Source organism: Rhodoplanes sp. SY1 (assembly GCF_046000175.1).
Taxonomy (GTDB): domain Bacteria; phylum Pseudomonadota; class Alphaproteobacteria; order Rhizobiales; family Xanthobacteraceae; genus Rhodoplanes.
This window is the reverse complement of record NZ_JBEOMB010000011.1, coordinates 102,573-119,754: the sequence shown is the minus strand read 5'-3', so window position 1 is coordinate 119,754 and position 17,182 is coordinate 102,573. Positions and strand designations below refer to the sequence as shown.

Here is a 17,182-nt window from a genome sequence, read left to right as displayed (position 1 = left end):
CGACCTGGAGCGGGCGATCCCGGCCGTGTCGCAGAAGATGTTGGCCCAGCAGCTCCGCCAGATGGAGCGCGACGGCCTCGTGCGCCGCACCGTCCACCCGCAGGTGCCGCCCAAGGTCGAATACGGCCTCACCGACTGGGGCCAGGCCCTGTGCCCCGCTCTCGACGCGCTCCTGACCTGGGCGGCGCTTCGCGACGGCGCGTCGGCCGCCGCGGCGCCGCGCGAAGCGTGCCCACGCCGTCGGTGCGTCGCGACGTCGGTCCGCGTGGGCACGGCGCGTCCCGCGCCTTTGCCCACCCTACGGAGCGGTTCGCGATCTCGTCGCCCGGGCTGAGCGCAGCGAAACCCGGGATGCGGCCGGCGTCGGAGCAAGACCCCCGGGATGTCGCGGGCGCTCCGTCGGGGTGAGTGAAAGGTGCGGCCGATGTGCGCCGTGCCACCTCGTAGGGCGCAATAGCGCAGCGTATTGCGCCGTCCGGGCGCGAGATCGGCGGAATGCGCTTCGCTATTCCGCCCTACGATCGTTCCGGGCTACGCTTGCTACGAAGCACCCGGGTTACGCTTGCTACAAGGAAACTGGGCTACGCTGGCTATGATTGACCCGAGCCAGGGTCATCATTTTTACCCCGCCGCAGAAACTCTATAATCGAAGTGGGGAGTGGACGAACGATTTTATGCTCACGTCGGTACATTCGCTCCAGCTCTTCGATCCTAATCTCTGCATTCTGAATGCTGAGATTGAAGCGGACCGAAAGTTCTGTAGCCGAGATCAGGAATGGATTTCCAACAAGGTGCGCTGGGGCTAGGAACGCTGCCGCGAAGCCGTTCGCCTGCCTTTCATCGGCTCTAATTGATGGTGCAATTTTATTGATCGCTCGATCTGAAACATTACGGTGGCGGAGTTTCGTGTGCTTGAAGCTCATGTGCCCGAGTTCGTGCGCGATAGTGAATCGCGGGCGAGGACTCGGATTAAGCTGATTGGCTCCGCAAAAAGCGCTCTCTCGGAGCTTAATAATTCGCTCATCGGGATCCCAATATGCTTCGTCTTCCGGTAGCAGAAAATCGGGGACGCGCTCGTAATTCTTGATGAGTCCGTAGTGCTTGAGTTTAAAAAGCACCGTGATCAGGTCCGGCTGAACCTGCTCGTCAATATCTAACCGGCGTCGAAGGTCGCGAGCTTTGCGTTCGTAGTCTTCCAATTCCAGGTGCTTCATTTGAAAGCCTCTTGGTCGCACTTTCCATGCGTTTGGCTACTCTCATGAGATTCCCAAAATCCGACTTCACTCATCAGCAGCATGTATTGTCGGCTGCCTTCGGCAGCCGACAATACTAGTGCAAACCCTCACGAACACCCCGTCGTGCTTCCGCACGTGTTGCACTTCATGCACGTGCCGTTGCGGACCAAAGTAAAATTGCCGCATTCGCCGCAGGCTTCGCCTTCGTAGCCTTGGGCCTTGGCCTCGGCGCGCTTTTCGGCGGCGTGGGCTTTGGCGTCGGCGCGGGCCTCGGCCTTCTGGGTCGGGGTCGGCTCCTGCCAGGGCAGTTCGTCGAGCGCGGTGCGCACGGCGGGCTCCGCCTTCAGGGCCGCCGCGGCGCCGCCGCCCGCGCGGGCGAAGGGCGCGACGTTGGACGGCGCGTGGCCCGCCAGTGCGGTCGGCGGCGCGGCCGCGGCGCGGTTGTCGGCATGGCTGCCGCCCGCCGGGGCAGGGGCCGCGACATGCCCGGCGTGGCCGCCCGGCATGACGACGAGCTTGTCGGTGCGCGAGCGGGTGAGGCCCTTCGAGACGTACTTGGCGGCCGGGCTCGGCTCGATCTTGCCCTCGCTCACGCCCTTGCCGAGCGCGTCGAAGCCGCCCGTGGTCGACGGGTCGACATGGGCGAGGTCGAAGCGCGACATGTAGGAGACCGCGAGCTCGCGGAACACGTAGTCGAGGATCGAGGTCGCGTACTTGATCGAGTCGTTGCCCTGCACCGGGCCGGACGGCTCGAAGCGCGTGAACGTGAAGGCCTCGACATACTCTTCCAGCGGCACGCCGTATTGCAGGCCGAGCGACACCGCGATGGCGAAGTTGTTCAACAGCGACCGAAGGGCGGCGCCCTCCTTGTGCATGTCGATGAAGATCTCGCCGAGCCGGCCGTCGTCGTACTCGCCGGTGCGCAGATAGACCTTGTGGCCGCCGACCACGGCCTTCTGGGTGTAGCCCTTGCGGCGGTCCGGCATCTTCTCGCGCTCGCGCATCACCACGATGCGCTCGACCACCTTCTCGACGATCTTTTCCGAGAGCGCCGCGGCGCGCGCCGCCATCGGCTTCTCCAGGAAGGCGTCGATGTCGTGATCGTCGTCCTCCTCGTCGTCGGCGACGAGCTGGGCGGAGAGCGGCTGCGACAGCTTGGAGCCGTCGCGATAGAGCGCGTTCGCCTTGAGGGCGAGCTTCCACGACAGCATGTAGGCCGCCTTGCAGTCCTCGACCGTCGCCTCGTTCGGCATGTTGATGGTCTTGGAGATGGCGCCCGAGATGAACGGCTGGGCCGCCGCCATCATGCGGATGTGGCTCTCGACCGAGAGGAAGCGCTTGCCGTTGCGGCCGCAGGCATTGGCGCAGTCGAACACCGGATAGTGCTCGGGCTTCAGATGCGGCGCGCCCTCGACCGTCATGGCGCCGCAGACGAACACGTTGGCGGCCTCGATCTCGCGCTTGGTGAAGCCGAGCGCGCCCAGCATGTCGAAGGACGGCTTGGCGAGCTCCTCGGGCGAGAGGCCGAGCGTGTCGGTGCAGAAGGCCTCGCCGAGCGTCCACTTGTTGAACGCGAACTTGATGTCGAACGCCGTCGGCAGCGCCTTCTCGACCTTGGCGATGATGTCGGGCGTGAAGCCCTTCGCCTCGAGCGCCTTGTGGTTGATGCCGGGCGCGTCGGCGAGCGTGCCGCGGCCGACCGCGTAGGCCTCGATGTCCGAGATCTGAGCTTCCGTGTAACCCAACGCCCGCAGGGCTTCGGGCACGGCGCGGTTGATGATCTTGAAGTAGCCGCCGCCGGCGAGCTTCTTGAACTTCACCAGCGCGAAGTCGGGCTCGATGCCGGTGGTGTCGCAGTCCATCACCAGGCCGATCGTGCCGGTCGGCGCGATCACGGTCGCCTGGGCGTTGCGGAAGCCGTACTCGGTGCCGAGCGTCAGCGCCTTGTCCCAGGCCAGCATGGCGTGGTCGACCAGCCGCTTGTCCGGGCAGGCGTGATGGTCGAGCCGCATCGGCAGCGTCTGCAGCTTCTCGTAGGCGTGCTTCTCGCCGTGCGCGGCGCGGCGATGGTTGCGCACCACGCGGAGCATGTGCTCGCGGTTCTTCTTGTAGCCCGGGAAGGCGCCGAGGATCGACGCCATCTCGGCCGAGGTCGCGTAAGAGACGCCGGTCATGATGGCCGACAGCGCGCCGCAGATCGCCCGGCCCGCGTCGGAATCATACGGGATGCCGGTCGACATCAACAGGCCGCCGAGATTGGCGTAGCCGAGGCCGAGGGTGCGGTACTCGTAGGAGAGCTGGGCGATCTCCTTGGACGGAAACTGCGCCATCAGCACAGAGATCTCGAGCACGATGGTCCACAGCCGCACGGTGTGCTCGTAGCCCTCGACGTCGAACGCGAAGGCGCCCGCCGTGTCACCCTTCTGCCGGAAGGTCAGAAGGTTCATCGAGGCGAGATTGCACGCCGTGTCGTCGAGGAACATGTACTCGGAGCACGGGTTCGAGGCGCGGATCGGCCCCGAGGCCGGGCAGGTGTGCCAGTCGTTGATGGTGGTGTGGAACTGCAGGCCCGGATCGGCCGACGCCCAGGCGGCGTTGGCGATCTTCTCCCACAGCTCGGCCGCCTTCACGGTCTTGGCGACCTTGCCCTTGGTGCGCCAGGTGAGGTCCCAGTCGCGATCGGACTCGACGGCCTTCAGGAAGTCGTCCGTCACCCGCACCGAATTGTTGGAGTTCTGGCCCGAGACGGTGAGATAGGCCTCCGAGTCCCAGTCGGTGTCGTAGATCGGGAACTCGATGTCCTTGTAGCCCTGGCGCGCCAGCTGGATCACCCGCTTGATCGCGTTGTCGGGCACATGATTTTTCCGCGCGGCCTTGATCTCGCGCTTGAGGACCGGGTTCTTCTCCGGCGTGAAGCAGTCGTCTCCGGAGCCCTGGCAGTTGACGCAGGCCTTCATCACGGCGCGCAGATGGCGCTGGGCGATGCGCGAGCCGGTGACGAGCGCGGCGACCTTCTGCTCCTCGGTCACCTTCCAGTCGATGTACTTCTCGATGTCGGGATGGTCGACGTCGACGATCACCATCTTGGCGGCGCGGCGCGTGGTGCCGCCCGACTTGATGGCGCCGGCTGCGCGGTCGCCGATCTTGAGGAAGCTCATCAGGCCCGACGACTTGCCGCCGCCGGAGAGTTTCTCGCCCTCGCCGCGCAGGCGGGAGAAGTTCGTGCCGGTGCCGGAGCCGTACTTGAACAGGCGCGCCTCGCGCACCCACAGATCCATGATCCCGCCCTCGTTGACGAGGTCGTCCTGGATCGACTGGATGAAGCAGGCGTGCGGCTGCGGGTGCTCGTAGGCCGACTTGGAGCGGTGCAGTTTGCCGGTCTTGAAGTCGACGTAGTGGTGGCCCTGGCTCGGGCCGTCGATGCCGTAGGCCCAGTGCAGGCCGGTGTTGAACCACTGCGGCGAGTTCGGCGCCACCATCTGCATCGCGAGCATGTAGCGCAGCTCGTCGAAGAAGGCCTGCGCGTCCGCCTCGGCGTCGAAATAGCCGCCCTTCCAGCCCCAGTAGGTCCAGGTGCCGGCGAGCCGGTCGAACACCTGCCGGGCCGAGCTCTCGCCGACGAACCGCTCCTTCTCGGGCAGGGCGGCCAGCGCCGCCTCGTCCGGCGCCGAGCGCCACAGCCAGGACGGGACCGTCTCCTCCTCGACCTTCTTCAAGCGCGCCGCCACGCCCGCCTTGCGGAAATACTTCTGGGCCAGCACGTCGGAGGCGACCTGCGACCAGGCGGCCGGCACCTCGACGGCGTCGGCACGGAACACCACCGAGCCGTCCGGGTTGCGGATCTCGCTCTGGGTCAGGCGGAACGGAATGTCCGCGTAAGGAGACTGCCCGTCCTTGGTGTAGCGCCGCTCGATCCGCATCTCTGGCCTCTTGCCTTGCCCGGCCGCGCCCCGTGCGGACGCGTCCGAAAGTCATCCCCGTCGCGACCCGAAAGACTCGCGACCCCATTCGTCGTCGCGTGCCGAACGGCCCGCGACCCCACTCATCGGCTCCGTGCTCCGACTGAACGCCCGCTACTCGCCGGTGATCCGCGCGCGGTCCCGGTCTCGTGTTCGACGTCGGCCGGAAGGCTCCCCGTTGGGTGAGGCGTGGGCGCGACAAAGGGTGTCCACGAGGGCAATTGGCCCCGGTGGAGGTCTGTCGCAAGCCTCAGGGATCCGTCCGGCGTGGACGTCGTACCAGCCGCGCCGCAGGGCCCGAACGCTAGGCCGACTCCGCCGAGGCAGTCAAGGATTAGCGTGAGAGTCTGAATCATCCCCTAAATGTGGTGGGCGCGGGGAAGAATTCCGGGGATAATTTTAACGGCTCGGCAACCCTCTGGAATCCAGTCCGGATTCTGTAAAGCCTCGGACGGACCCGGATGCGGCTCGGTAGGATGCTGCTCCCAACCAGTGTCACACGGCCGTCACAGCGACACCAAATCGGGTGTGGAAGGTCGGCGCCCGTGCAAGCCCGCAAAGGTATTTCGGTAGGCTTCGGGCCGGTGCCGGTGCCGGGGGAGGGCGTCGGGGCCGCCGGGCCGCGCGGCCCCGAGTCGCCGCCGGCGACTCGGGAGCGGGAGCCGCTGGTCAGGCGGGCTCGCGGACCGGCCGGGCGGCTCGGCCGGGCGTCGCGTGAGAGGGCGCCGGGAAAGAGCGCCGCCCGGCCGACGGCGTCGGGTCGGCTGTCCGACCGGGCGCGACGAAGTGGGCCGGCGCCGCCGGGTCCGGGTGGCCGGCGACCTCGGCCCGGACATGCGGCAGCCCTTCGGGGTGCGCCTCGCGCAGGAAAGCGATCATCCTTTCGCGCACGTCGCAGCGCAGGTCGAAGGCTTCGCCGGCCGTGCGGGCGCTGACGAGGGCGCGCAGCTCCATGGTGCGCTCGGTCGCGTCGGTGACCTGCAGGGCGCAGACCCGGCCATCCCACAGGGGCGAGCCCTTGGCGACCTCCTCGAGCTTCGCCCGCAGCCGGTCGACCGGCACGGCGTAGTCGACATAGAGCATCACGGCACCGAACAGCGCCGGGTTCTCGCGGGTCCAGTTCTGGAACGGCTTCTCGATGAAGTACGTGAGCGGGACGATGAGACGGCGCAGATCCCAGATGCGCACGACCACGTAAGTCGATGTGATCTCTTCGATCTCGCCCCATTCCCCCTCGACGATCACGGCATCGCCGAGGCGGATCGGCTGGGTCATGGCGAGCTGCACGCCGGCGATCAGGTTGGAGAACAAGGGCCGCGCCGCGAGGCCGACCACGAGACCCGCCGCGCCGGCCGAGGCGAACAGGCTGACACCGTACTGCCGCACCGTCTCGAAGTTCATCAGCGCCGCCGCGGCCGTCACCACGACCACCAGGATGGCGGCGACGCGGCGCAGGATCCGCACCTGGGTCAGGTGCTTGCGGGCGAGCGGATCGTTCGGCACCTCGCTCCGGTAGCCGCGCATGTAGAAGGCGGCGCCGAGATCGACCGCGATCATGGCGATCCAGCCGAGCAGCATGACGAAGACGACGCCGAGCAGCTTCACGGCGATGTCGGCGGCGGTCGAATCGAACGGCAGGGCCGGCAGCAGCACGGCGACGACGAAGATCACGGTCGCCAGGCGAGTCGGGCCGCGGCTGCGCTCGAGCAGCGTCAGCACGAACGGGCGCGCCCGGAAGATGCGGCGGAGCAGCCGGCCGACCAGCGCATGCAGGGCGAGCACGACGACGACCGCCACGGCCAGGACGACCAGCCCCACGACGCTGCCCGGCACCTTCGAAAGGACTTCCAGAATTGCCGCCAACAGATTGTCGATGAGACCCAATCTGCCCTCCCTCTCGGTTCGGCTGCGGCTGCGCGGGACTGCTCCCGCAGCGCAGCATAGGAGGTCAACAGGCGGTCTCCCACGCGGTTCCGGGGCGGCCGCGCGGGTGCCCGGGAGGTCGCGTCGGGCGGCGCGATCACGCCTCGGTGCCGGCCGCGGCCGGCTGGACTTCGCGGCAGCCGGGTGGCAGAAACGCGCAAAGCCTCCGGCCCTTGCAGGTGGACGATGGACCTGAAGACCTTCCTGACGCGCGTGTTCACGTGGTGGAACGGCCAGACCTTCGGGACGCAGTGGTGGACGGCGCGCCACGGCGAGCTGGTCGGCCAGGACGACCAGGGCAACATGTACTACCGGGAGAAGGGCGGGCGGATCAGCCCGGCGCTCGGCTTCGAGCGCCGCTGGGTGATCTACAACGGGCTCGCCGAGCCCTCGCGCATCCCGCCCGAGTGGCACGGCTGGATCCATCACACCGTCGACGTGCCGCCGACCGCCGAAGTCGTGACGCCGCGCGAGTGGTGGAAGCCGCACAAGCCGAACCTGACCGGCACGCCGAACGCCTGGCGGCCGCCCGGCTCGACGCTCGCCCAGAATCGCCGGCCGGCGGCGACCGGCGACTACAAGGCCTGGACGCCGGGGCGCTGAGGTCCGCCGGGCACCGGCCCGTCGGAGCCGGATCGCCGGCGCCGCGCTCGGTCGCTCCGCGCGCCGCCGCACCGGGCTCGGTCGCACCGGGAAAACTCCAGGCGCGAAAGCCGTTTCGTTTCCCTTCCGATGCCGCAATCCGCGTGTTAATTGCGCCTCCTCGCGAGCGCGCCGCCGCGCGAGCGCGCCGCTCCGGCGCGCCGCCGGCGTGCCGCCCCCGCTTCGGATTCCGCTTCGGATGACGAGATCCATGTCAGGTTTTGCGCGCGCGCCGCTCGTTCTTCTCGGCCTTCTGGTGACGGTGGCGCCGGCCGCCGCCCAGTTCGGCTCGATCTTCGGCGAGCCGCCGCCGCGGCCGCCGTCCTCGGTCCCGACCCGTCGCGAGCCGTTGCCGCCGCCCGGATCCCTGCAGCCCGTCACGCCGCTGCCGCCCGACCGGTTCGACACTGCGCCGCCGCCCTATCCTGAGCGTCGCGGAGCCTTGCCCGGAGGCGGGTCGCAGGGAATCGAATCGCAGCCGCTGGCGCCGCCGTCCGGCGCCGCGACGGCTCCGGCCCCCGGGCCGACCCCGTTGGCGCCGCCCGCCGGCGCGGCCCGGCCTGGTCAGCCGCCTGCGGCGGCGCCGGGCACCGGGCCCGCCACCGCGACCGCGCCGCCTCCGGCCGGCGGCGCTGCGCCCCCGGCCTCCGCACCGGCCGTCCCGCAGCTGCCCGAGGAGGTCGTCACCGAGGTGCCGACCGTGAAGGTGCCGAACCCGATCGCGATCTTCTCCGGCCTCGACAAGATCACGGGCCGCATCACCCGCTTCGAGGTGTCGCTCGGCGAGACCGTGCAGTACGGCGCCCTCCAGGTTCGCCCGCGCGCCTGCTACACCCGGCCACCGACGGAGGCGCCCAATACCACGGGCTTCGTCGAGGTCGACGAGGTGACGCTCCAGGGCGAGGTGAAGAAGCTGTTCCGTGGCTGGATGTTCGCGGCGAGCCCGGGCCTGCACGGCGTCGAGCACTCGATCTACGACGTGTGGCTGTCGGACTGCAAAGGCGCTGCCAATGTCGCCGAGGCGCCGCCTCCCGCGCCGCCGCCGGCCGCGGCGCCACCGCCGCAACGCCAGCAGCAGCGTCAGCAGCGCCAGCCGCGGCCGCCGGCGGCGCAGGCGATCCCGGCCGCGCCGCGCGTCCAGTAACGCCGCCCCCCCCGCCGGCCTGTCGCCCCGCGGCCATGATCGTGCTGGCTGCGACGTGTTTGCCGCGATGTCCTGGGCGCGATGTCCTGGGCGCGATTCGGTGCTGCTCATTCTATCGGCAGTACAGTCGACAGTCTTTTAATTCATCCGTAAGACTTAGGCCGATTAATTGCTTTCCTAATCCTTGTTCAGCCTGCTTTCGACGGTGTTCGACATGCCCCCATCGAACCAGTCGGCGGCCGTCCTGCGCGACGGCGGCCCCTCCGAGACGACGACGGACATCTCGGGCCTGACCGAATCGCTCACCGCCGAGGTCAACCGGATCGCCTGCGACAAGACCCGGGCGATCCAGCAGATCACCAACCAGATGAAGATGCTGGCTCTCAACGCTCTGATCGAGAGCGCGCGGGCCGGCGAGCACGGCCGCGGCTTCGCGGTCGTCGCCCAGGAGGTGCGGGCGGTCGGCCAGCAGATCGACGCCCTCGCCGGCGACCTCGAGACCCAGCTCACCCGGCGCACCGGCGCGCTGATGTCGTCGATCGCCCAGATGACCGAGCAGTCGATGGCCGACCGCATGGTCGACCTGTCGCTCAACGCCGTCGAGCTGATCGACCGGAACCTGTACGAGCGCACCTGCGACGTGCGCTGGTGGGCGACCGACTCGGCGGTCGTGTCCTGCGCGGCCGAGGCGAGCCCGGCGGCGCGCGCCTACGCGTCCGAGCGGCTCGGCGTCATCCTCGCCGCCTACACGGTCTATCTCGATCTGTGGCTGTGCGATCTCGACGGCACGGTCCTCGCCAACGGCCGCCCCGATCGCTTCGCCGTGCAGGGCACGAGCGTCGCGACCGAGTCGTGGTTCCGCGAGGCGCGGGCGCTGCGCTCCGGCGACGACTACGTCGCCGGCGACATCGAGCGCCAGCCCAAGCTCGGCGACGCCCAGGTCGCGACCTATTGCGCGACGGTGCGCGAGGGCGGCCGCACCGACGGCAAGATCCTCGGCATCCTCGCCATTCATTTCGACTGGGAGCCGCAGGCCCGCGCCATCGTGTCCGGCGTGCGGGTCGGCGACGACGCGCGCGTTCGGGTGCTGCTGGTCGATCGCCGCCTGCGGGTGATCGCCGCCTCCGACGGCGCCGGGATTCTCGCCGAGCATCTGCCGCTGAAGACCGACGGCCGCCGCTCCGGCTGCTTCCACGATCCGTCCGGCGCGCTCGTCGCCTTCCACGCGACGCCCGGCTACGAGACCTACAAGGGCCTCGGCTGGTACGGCGTCATCGTCCGCAAGGCCGGCTAGCGCGAGCCCGGCTACAGAGGTTTTCGCTGACGTCGACCCACACTCCGCGCATTCCCGCGGAAGCGGGAATCCAGGGCGTCATGTGCGGCCCCTGGGTCGCCGCCTTCGCGGGGAGGAGCGGAAATCGGGGCCGATCCGTGACAACCGAAAAACTGCTCTAGAGCGAGCCCGGGCCGGGCAGGGGCGCCGCGGTGCCGGGTGCGGCGCGCACCAGCTCCATCACCTGCGCCCCCGGGATCGGCACGTCGACGGGCAGGGCCGCAAAGTCCGCCTCGCCGACCAGCGCGGCGGCGAGCAGCTTGTGGTAGGCGCGTCGCGACACCTCGACGGCGCCGAAGCGGCGCAGATGGTCGGTGACGAACTGGGTGTCGAGCAGCCGGAAGCCGCCGGCGCGCAGCCGCGCCACGAGATGCACGAGCGCCACCTTCGAGGCGTCGCGCTCGCGGTGGAACATGCTCTCGCCGAAGAAGGCGCAGCCGAGACTGACCCCGTAGAGCCCGCCGACCAGCGCGTCGCCGTCGTAGACCTCGACCGTGTGGGCCCGGCCGATCTCGAACAGCCGCCCGTAGAGCTTCCGGATCCGCGTGTTGATCCAGGTGCGGGTGCGCCCCGGCGCCGGCTCGGCGCAGCCGTCGATCACCGCCTCGAAGTCGCGATCGGCCACCACGGTGAACCGCTCCGAGCGGATCGTGCGGGCGAGCCGCGACGTCACCTGCAGGCCCTCCAGCGGGATGACGCCGCGCTGCTCGGGCTCGATCCAGTAGAGGGCCGGATCCTCGGCGCTCTCGGCCATCGGAAAGATGCCGCAGGCATAGGCCTTCAGCAGCACCTCGGGGGTGATCTCCACCGATGCGGAGTCGCGACGAGCCATGAACGATCTGTCTGCTTTCTGATCTCGCGTGGTGCCGCCCGGCGGCTTGCGCCCGGACGGCCCGGCCACCGTCGCCGGGGCGGCTCGTCCATACGTTCGCTCCGCGTCGTCCGCCGGGCCACGCCGGGCACGCGACGCCCGGCGCGATCGCGGACCTCGCTCGGCTTTTAGCCTCTCGGCCGGGTCCGAAGCAAATCACCCGCGCGGTCGCGCAGCACCGCAGTGCGATCGCTGCTCACGCATGACTCTGACATCGGCCGCCGGAGTCACGCTGGCGAAGGTGGTCGTTCCATACCCGCGCACCGTGCCTCACCGGTTCGTGAAGACCAGCGCGGGAGCGTGTTAACGCCTCGGTAACCTCTGAAAACGTAAGCTTTTAATACAAATTGAATCAAATCGTCCCGGTCGGGCGAGTCGCAGGAGTCGGGGAATGGCCACGAGTATCGGTGCTTCTCGCAGTCGACCGCCGCGCATCCTCCTGGTGGAGGACGAGGTCCTGATCTCGATGATGATCGAGGACGCCATGGTGGAGCAGGGCTTCGAAGTCTACGTCGCCACTAATGCCGGCGACGCGCTGCAGGTGCTCGAGGATGGCACCCCGGTCGACGTGCTGTTCACCGACATCAACATCGAGGGCGAGGTCGACGGCACCCGGCTCGCCCGGATGGCGCGCGAGCTGCGCCCCGATCTCGCCGTGCTCTACGCCTCCGGCACCCTCAAGGGCATCTCCGACCCGGTGCCGGGCTCGACCTTCGTTCCCAAGCCGTACGCCCCCAAGGACGTCTGCGCCATGCTGGCGACGCTGGCGCCGCAGTGAGTCCCATCGCCCACTGACCATCGCCCAGAAGCCACGGACTGAAGCCTCGATCTGAAGCCTCGACTGACCGGACCCGACGAACCTCCCGTCGGGTCCGGTTTTTCTTTTCTGGTCGGACCGCGGTCGTGCCGCGCGACCCGTCTCAACGCCCCTCGAAGACCGGCTCGCGGCGTTCGCGCCAGGCGGCGAGGCCCTCGGCGAGATCCCGGCTCGGCACCAGCCGGGCGAACTGCTCGCTCTCGGCGAGAAGCCCGTCCGCGATGCTCATGTTCAGGCCGCGCGTCACGGCCGCCAGGATCGCCGCGACGGCGAGCGGCGACTGCCGTGCGATCAGGCCGGCGAGCTCGCGGGCGGCCGGCATCAAGGTGTCGTGCGGGACGACCGCGTTGACGAGCCCGAGCGCCAGCGCCTGATCGGCCGTGAAGCGGGTGCCGGTGAGGAGGAGCGCCAGCGCCTTCTTGCGCCCGGCGAGCCGCGCGAGCCGCTGCGTTCCGCCGAAGGTCGGCGGCATGCCGAGCAGGATCTCCGGCTTGGCGAAGAGGGCGCGGTCGCTGGCGATGGCGAGCGGCGCGGCCTCGGTGATCTCGCAGCCGCCCCCGAAGGCGAGGCCGTTGACGGCGACGATCACGGGCTTCGGGAAGCCCTCGATGCGCGCCGTCATGGCCTGGCCGCGGCGCACGAAGTCGCGCACCGCGGCGTTCGGCCCGCGCGCGACGCTGCCGGAGAACTCGCGGATGTCGCCGCCGGCCGAGAAGGCGCGGTCGCCGGCCCCGGTGAGGATCACGACCCGGACCGCGTCGTCCACCTCGATCGCGTCGAGATGCGCCATCAGGCGGTCGATGGTCGCGTAGTCGAGCGCGTTGAGCTTGTCGGGACGGTCGAGCGTCAGGGTGGCGATGTCGTCCTGCACGGCGAGGCGGACGGGGGCGGCGGAACGGATGGGCGCGGCGGCGGTCGGGCTGGGCATCGGTCGTCTCCTCGTGTCGGACGCGAGGAGGGTAGGGAGGCGGCCGCGTTGTGTATATTCACTGGTGAGTATACCTTGCGGGCATGCCACGCGCTCCCGAGCCGACCCGCGAAAAAATCCTCGCCGCCGCGACACGGCTGTTCTACGGCGCCGGCATCCGCGCCGTCAGCCTCGACGAGATCGCCGAGAAGGCCGGCGTCACCAAGAAGACGCTGTACTATCACTTCCGCAGCAAGGACGATCTGGTCGGCGCCTATCTGGAAGCGCGCGACCCGCAGAACCTCGCGGCGTTCCGCCGCTGGTTCGACGAGGCCGAGGGGACGGTCGACGCGAAGATCCGGGCGGTCTTCGAGGGCCTCGCCGAGGCGGCCCGGCATCCCAAGTGGCGCGGCTGCGGCTTCCTGCGCACCTCGGTCGAGTATGCCGATCTGCCCGGCCATCCGGCGATCAAGACCGGCATCGCCCACAAGAAGCGCGTCGAGGCGTGGCTCGCCGAGGTGTTTTCGACGGACGGCATCGTCACGGCGGGCGCGCTCGCTCGCCAGATCATGCTGCTGATCGACGGCGCCTTCGCGGTCGTGCTCCTGCACCGCGATCCGAGCTGGATGGAGACGGCCGGCGACGCCGCCGTCGCCCTGATCGCCGCGGCGCGGGTTCGCTGACGGTGGCCCGGTGCGTAGCGGACGCGCGCAGCCGCCGACCCCTCACGGTCCGCGGCGGATCACTCCTCCACGGCGCCCTTGGCCAAAAACTGCTCGAGCCAGTGGATGTGGTAGCTGCCGTCGAGGATGTCCTTGTCGCGCACCAGGGCGCGGAACAGGGGCAGGGTGGTCTCGATGCCGTCGACGACGAACTCGTCGATGGCGCGGCGCAGCCGCATCAGGCACTCGGCCCGCGTCTTGCCGTGGACGATCAGCTTGCCGAGCAGCGAGTCGTAATAGGGCGGGATCACGTAGCCCTGATAGGCCGCCGAATCGACCCGCACGCCCATGCCGCCGGGCGGATGGTAGTGGCGGATCTTGCCCGGCGACGGCCGGAAGGAGATCGGGTTCTCGGCGTTGATCCGGCACTCGATGGCGTGGCCGTGATAGGTCACGTCCTCCTGGCGCAGCGTCATGCCGGCGCCGGCGGCGACGCGGATCTGCTCGAGGATCAGGTCGATGTCGGTGATCGCCTCCGTCACCGGGTGCTCGACCTGGATGCGGGTGTTCATCTCGATGAAGTAGAACTCGCCGTTCTCGTACAGGAACTCGATCGTCCCGACGCCGAGATACTGGAGCTCCTGCATCGCCTTGGCGACGATGTCGCCGATCCGCACGCGGGCCTCGGCATTGAGGGCCGGGGAGGGGCTCTCCTCCCAGATCTTCTGGTGGCGCCGCTGCAGCGAGCAGTCGCGCTCGCCGAGATGAATGGCGCGCCCTTCGCCGTCGCCGAGCACCTGGAACTCGATGTGGCGCGGCTGCTCGAGGTACTTCTCCATGTAGAGCGAGTCGTCGCCGAAGGCGGCCTTCGACTCGGCCCGCGCCGTGGCGAGCGCGATCCGCAGGTCGGCCTCCGAGCGGGCGACCTTCATGCCGCGGCCGCCGCCGCCGGCCGCCGCCTTGACGAGCACCGGATAGCCGGTCTCGGCCGCGACGGCCTTCGCCTCCTCGTCGGACCCGATGGCGCCGTCGGAGCCCGGCACGCATGGAATGCCGAGGCGCCTGGCCGTGCGCTTCGCCTCGATCTTGTCGCCCATCAGGCGGATATGGGCGGGCTTCGGGCCGATGAAGTGCAGCCCGTGCTCCTCGAGGATCTCGGCGAAGCGGGCATTCTCCGACAGAAAGCCGTAGCCCGGATGCACCGCGTCGGCGCCCGTGATCTCGCAGGCGGCGAGCAGCGCCGGGATGTTGAGGTAACTGTCCTTGGCGGGCGGCGGGCCGATGCAAACGCTCTCGTCGGCGAGCCGCACATGCATGGCGTCGGCGTCGGCCGTCGAGTGCACCGCGACGGTCGCGATGCCCAGGTCCTTGCACGCGCGAAGAATGCGGAGCGCGATCTCTCCGCGATTGGCGATCAGGATTTTCTCGAACATCGCGGTCCTCGGGGCCCGCGTCATTCGATGATCATGAGGGGCTCGCCGAACTCGACCGGCTGGCCGTCCTCGACGAGGATCTGCGTCACCGTCCCGGAGCGCGGCGCCGGGATCTGGTTCATGGTCTTCATCGCCTCGATGATCAGCACGGTCTCGCCGGCCTTCACCTGGGTGCCGACGTCGACGAAGGGCCGCGCCTCGGGCTCGGGCGCCATGTAGGCGGTGCCGACCATCGGCGAGGTGACGACGCCCGGATGCTTGGACGGATCCATCGGCCCGTCGGCGACCGCGTAGAGGCCCGGGACGGCGCTGGCGGCCGGCGCCGCCTGGACCGGCGCCGCGACGGCGTGGACGGCGGTGACCTGGCGGGCGACGCGGACCCGCAGGCCGCCGTGCTCGATCTCGATCTCGGTGAGGTTGGTCTCGCCGAGGAGGCGCGCCAGGGTGCGCACGATCTCCTCGTTGACGGCGCTGATGCCGGTCGCCGGCTCCGGCGTGTCGTTGTCGGCGGCTGTCACGTTCTCGTCTCCTGACCTGCGAGGCCCGCGAGGCCCGCGATGGCGAGCCCGTAGCCCTGCGGACCGAGTCCGCAGATCACCCCCTTGGCGACCTGCGACACGTAGGACGTCCGGCGGAAGGGCTCGCGGGCGTGGATGTTGGTGAGATGCACCTCGATCACCGGGAGGGTGATCGCCGCGATCGCGTCCAGGATGGCGACCGAGGTGTGCGTGTAGGCGGCGGCGTTGAGGACGATCCCGGCGGCGCCGGCGCGGCCGGCCTCCTGGATCCAGGAGACGAGCTCGCCCTCGTGGTTGGACTGGCGGAACACGATCTCGAACCCGTGGCGCTCTCCGGCCGTCCGGCACAGGGCCTCGACGTCGGCCAGCGTCGCGCGGCCGTACTTCTCCGGCTCGCGGTTGCCGAGCAGGTTCAGGTTCGGACCGTTGATGACGTAGACGGTGGGCTTCATGAACGTCCACCGGGGTCGGAGCGCACCCGGATCACGGTTTCGGGGTGCCCGGCTCGCGTCCGGCGGACCGTCTTATAGGGGCGCCGGGCCGGAAGGGGAAGTGTCGACACCACCGTCCGGACGAGCCCTGACGCACCGCGGAACGGGCCGACCCGTCCGCGCGGACGGGTTCCGGCGGGCCGGAGGGGAGAGGAGTCGCCTTACCGGGGCGGGAACTTTTCCGCCTTTCCCGTCGATACAAAGACGTTACACTGTGGGGACCGGATCGTGGCGGGCTGGTCCGCCGGTCCGGTCGGCGTTTCCGGCCGTGGGCCGGGCCCCTGACGTGCCCCCGTATTGTTTCTCGCGTATCTCTCGCTCGTTGTTTCGCGTAGGACTTGCTCGAAGGACTTTTGGCATGCACGACCAGACCGACCATGGACCGGATTTCGCCGACCAGGCGATCGAGGACTTCAAGAAGACCGTCGACCAGGCGATCATTCAGACCGAGGATGCAATGGAAAAGATGGGCTACGACGTATCCGCCGCCGCCCAGGTGACCGAAGATTACCGGGCCAAGGTGTTCGACTACATGCGCGGCAACCTGAACGCCGCGCTCGACTACGCCGCCAATCTCGCCGCGCTGAAGACGCCCGCCGATATCGCGTCGATGGTGTCGCGCGACGGCGGGCCGGCGCCCCAGGAGGTCGCGGCGGCGGCGACGGCGGCCGACGAGTATCGCCAGAAGATGTTCGCGTTCATGAAGGCGAACATCAACTCGGCCCTCGATTTCGCCGAGGATCTCACCGCCGTGAAGACGCCGTCCGAGCTGGTCGAGCTGTCGACCAGCCATGCCCGCAAGCAGTTCGAGGCGCTCACCGCGCAGTCGACCGAGCTCGGCATGCTCACCCAGAAGTTCTCGGCCTGGAACAGCAACCCGTTCGAGGGCTTCACCAGCCCGTTCGAAGGGTTCGCCAAGCTGTTCACGCCGCCCAAGACCTGACCGGCGGCACCGGCCGGGCTCATCGATCGCCGCGGGCGAGGCCGGACGATCCACCGGCCGCGCCGCGCGGAGGCGAGTCGTCCCGGCGCGCGTCGTCCGGTTGCGTTCGCGCTCCGTTCGGCCCGGGTGCGGCGGCCGTGTCACACGGCAGGCGCCGCAGGCGCGGATTCGGCTCCCCCGGATGCGTCATCGCGTCCATAGGACCATCGGCGCACCCGCCGGCGGTGGTAAGACCGTTGACTTTTTTGCGGTGCGGCTGGAACGTGAGGGGCTTCTTTACACCTCGTTTTTTTCCGATGCGGAT

The 17,182-nt window shown here is 69.1% G+C and carries 15 protein-coding genes; 7 read left to right on the top strand and 8 right to left on the bottom strand.

Annotated elements, in window-relative coordinates; all coding sequences use genetic code 11:
- A partial coding sequence (locus ABTU92_RS04610; RefSeq protein WP_408088109.1) for a winged helix-turn-helix transcriptional regulator occupies positions 1-334 on the top strand: 334 nt, incomplete at its 5' end.
- A 256-nt stretch (positions 335-590) separates the two neighbouring features.
- Here the strand turns inward: ABTU92_RS04610 and ABTU92_RS04605 are convergent.
- The 3 genes from ABTU92_RS04605 to ABTU92_RS04595 form a co-directional block, all read right to left on the bottom strand.
- The gene (locus ABTU92_RS04605) at positions 591-1,214 is read right to left on the bottom strand and encodes an ImmA/IrrE family metallo-endopeptidase (protein WP_408088107.1); all 624 of its coding nucleotides are present in this window, start codon (positions 1,212-1,214) and stop codon (positions 591-593) included.
- A 128-nt stretch (positions 1,215-1,342) separates the two neighbouring features.
- Positions 1,343-5,155, bottom strand: coding sequence for a vitamin B12-dependent ribonucleotide reductase (locus ABTU92_RS04600; RefSeq protein ID WP_408088105.1), 3,813 nt, complete (start codon positions 5,153-5,155; stop codon positions 1,343-1,345).
- 708 nt (positions 5,156-5,863) lie between these two features.
- Positions 5,864-7,078, bottom strand: coding sequence for a mechanosensitive ion channel family protein (locus ABTU92_RS04595; protein ID WP_408088103.1), 1,215 nt, complete (start codon positions 7,076-7,078; stop codon positions 5,864-5,866).
- Between the two features lie 225 nt (positions 7,079-7,303).
- Between ABTU92_RS04595 and ABTU92_RS04590 the strand changes: the two genes are divergently transcribed.
- The 3 genes from ABTU92_RS04590 (at position 7,304) to ABTU92_RS04580 (ending at position 10,197) form a co-directional block, all read left to right on the top strand.
- Positions 7,304-7,720, top strand: coding sequence for an NADH:ubiquinone oxidoreductase subunit NDUFA12 (locus ABTU92_RS04590; protein WP_408088101.1), 417 nt, complete (start codon positions 7,304-7,306; stop codon positions 7,718-7,720).
- Positions 7,721-7,970: 250 nt separating this feature from the next.
- A complete protein-coding gene (locus tag ABTU92_RS04585) occupies positions 7,971-8,903 on the top strand; it encodes a DUF2155 domain-containing protein (protein WP_408088099.1) in 933 nt (310 codons plus the stop codon).
- 214 nt (positions 8,904-9,117) lie between these two features.
- The gene (locus ABTU92_RS04580) at positions 9,118-10,197 is read left to right on the top strand and encodes a methyl-accepting chemotaxis protein (RefSeq protein WP_408088097.1); all 1,080 of its coding nucleotides are present in this window, start codon (positions 9,118-9,120) and stop codon (positions 10,195-10,197) included.
- Positions 10,198-10,354: 157 nt separating this feature from the next.
- Here the strand turns inward: ABTU92_RS04580 and aat are convergent, their stop codons facing one another.
- Positions 10,355-11,068 carry a leucyl/phenylalanyl-tRNA--protein transferase gene (gene aat, locus ABTU92_RS04575; RefSeq protein ID WP_408088095.1) on the bottom strand — a complete coding sequence of 238 codons (714 nt, stop codon included), beginning with the start codon at positions 11,066-11,068 and terminating at the stop codon, positions 10,355-10,357.
- Between the two features lie 430 nt (positions 11,069-11,498).
- Here aat and ABTU92_RS04570 point away from each other — a divergent pair, with 430 nt between their 5' ends.
- Complete coding sequence (locus ABTU92_RS04570) at positions 11,499-11,885, top strand: response regulator (RefSeq protein ID WP_408088094.1); 387 nt, start codon at positions 11,499-11,501, stop codon at positions 11,883-11,885.
- A 142-nt stretch (positions 11,886-12,027) separates the two neighbouring features.
- Here the strand turns inward: ABTU92_RS04570 and ABTU92_RS04565 are convergent, their stop codons facing one another.
- On the bottom strand, positions 12,028-12,852 hold the full coding sequence (locus tag ABTU92_RS04565; protein WP_408088092.1) for a crotonase/enoyl-CoA hydratase family protein: 825 nt from the start codon (positions 12,850-12,852) through the stop codon (positions 12,028-12,030).
- 83 nt (positions 12,853-12,935) lie between these two features.
- On the opposite strand from ABTU92_RS04565, the gene ABTU92_RS04560 reads away from it, so the two are divergent.
- Positions 12,936-13,514, top strand: coding sequence for a TetR/AcrR family transcriptional regulator (locus ABTU92_RS04560; RefSeq protein ID WP_408088090.1), 579 nt, complete (start codon positions 12,936-12,938; stop codon positions 13,512-13,514).
- A gap of 59 nt (positions 13,515-13,573) precedes the next feature.
- Here ABTU92_RS04560 and accC read toward each other — a convergent pair whose 3' ends face one another.
- From accC to aroQ, 3 genes are read right to left on the bottom strand one after another with little or no spacing between them, the layout of a single operon-like run.
- On the bottom strand, positions 13,574-14,926 hold the full coding sequence (gene accC / locus ABTU92_RS04555; protein WP_408088088.1) for an acetyl-CoA carboxylase biotin carboxylase subunit: 1,353 nt from the start codon (positions 14,924-14,926) through the stop codon (positions 13,574-13,576).
- Between the two features lie 20 nt (positions 14,927-14,946).
- A complete protein-coding gene (accB, locus tag ABTU92_RS04550) occupies positions 14,947-15,444 on the bottom strand; it encodes an acetyl-CoA carboxylase biotin carboxyl carrier protein (protein ID WP_408088086.1) in 498 nt (165 codons plus the stop codon).
- Positions 15,441-15,896, bottom strand: coding sequence for a type II 3-dehydroquinate dehydratase (gene aroQ, locus ABTU92_RS04545; RefSeq protein WP_408088084.1), 456 nt, complete (start codon positions 15,894-15,896; stop codon positions 15,441-15,443). The genes accB and aroQ overlap by 4 nt, the downstream gene beginning before the upstream one ends.
- Positions 15,897-16,293: 397 nt before the next feature.
- On the opposite strand from aroQ, the gene ABTU92_RS04540 reads away from it, so the two are divergent.
- Positions 16,294-16,878: a phasin family protein gene (locus ABTU92_RS04540; protein ID WP_408088082.1), complete on the top strand. Its 585-nt coding sequence runs from the start codon at positions 16,294-16,296 to the stop codon at positions 16,876-16,878.
- Positions 16,879-17,182 lie beyond the last annotated feature (304 nt).

What these genes read in the sequence shown, in the direction of transcription:
- accC (WP_408088088.1), bottom strand. Translation starts at nt 14,926, where the DNA reads ATGTTCGAGAAAATCCTGATCGCCAATCGCGGAGAGATCGCGCTCCGC.
- ABTU92_RS04605 (WP_408088107.1), bottom strand. Translation starts at nt 1,214, where the DNA reads ATGAAGCACCTGGAATTGGAAGACTACGAACGCAAAGCTCGCGACCTT.
- ABTU92_RS04565 (WP_408088092.1), bottom strand. Translation starts at nt 12,852, where the DNA reads ATGCCCAGCCCGACCGCCGCCGCGCCCATCCGTTCCGCCGCCCCCGTC.
- ABTU92_RS04560 (WP_408088090.1), top strand. Translation starts at nt 12,936, where the DNA reads ATGCCACGCGCTCCCGAGCCGACCCGCGAAAAAATCCTCGCCGCCGCG.
- ABTU92_RS04600 (WP_408088105.1), bottom strand. Translation starts at nt 5,155, where the DNA reads ATGCGGATCGAGCGGCGCTACACCAAGGACGGGCAGTCTCCTTACGCG.
- aat (WP_408088095.1), bottom strand. Translation starts at nt 11,068, where the DNA reads ATGGCTCGTCGCGACTCCGCATCGGTGGAGATCACCCCCGAGGTGCTG.
- ABTU92_RS04540 (WP_408088082.1), top strand. Translation starts at nt 16,294, where the DNA reads ATGCACGACCAGACCGACCATGGACCGGATTTCGCCGACCAGGCGATC.
- aroQ (WP_408088084.1), bottom strand. Translation starts at nt 15,896, where the DNA reads ATGAAGCCCACCGTCTACGTCATCAACGGTCCGAACCTGAACCTGCTC.
- ABTU92_RS04585 (WP_408088099.1), top strand. Translation starts at nt 7,971, where the DNA reads ATGTCAGGTTTTGCGCGCGCGCCGCTCGTTCTTCTCGGCCTTCTGGTG.
- ABTU92_RS04590 (WP_408088101.1), top strand. Translation starts at nt 7,304, where the DNA reads ATGGACCTGAAGACCTTCCTGACGCGCGTGTTCACGTGGTGGAACGGC.
- ABTU92_RS04580 (WP_408088097.1), top strand. Translation starts at nt 9,118, where the DNA reads ATGCCCCCATCGAACCAGTCGGCGGCCGTCCTGCGCGACGGCGGCCCC.
- ABTU92_RS04570 (WP_408088094.1), top strand. Translation starts at nt 11,499, where the DNA reads ATGGCCACGAGTATCGGTGCTTCTCGCAGTCGACCGCCGCGCATCCTC.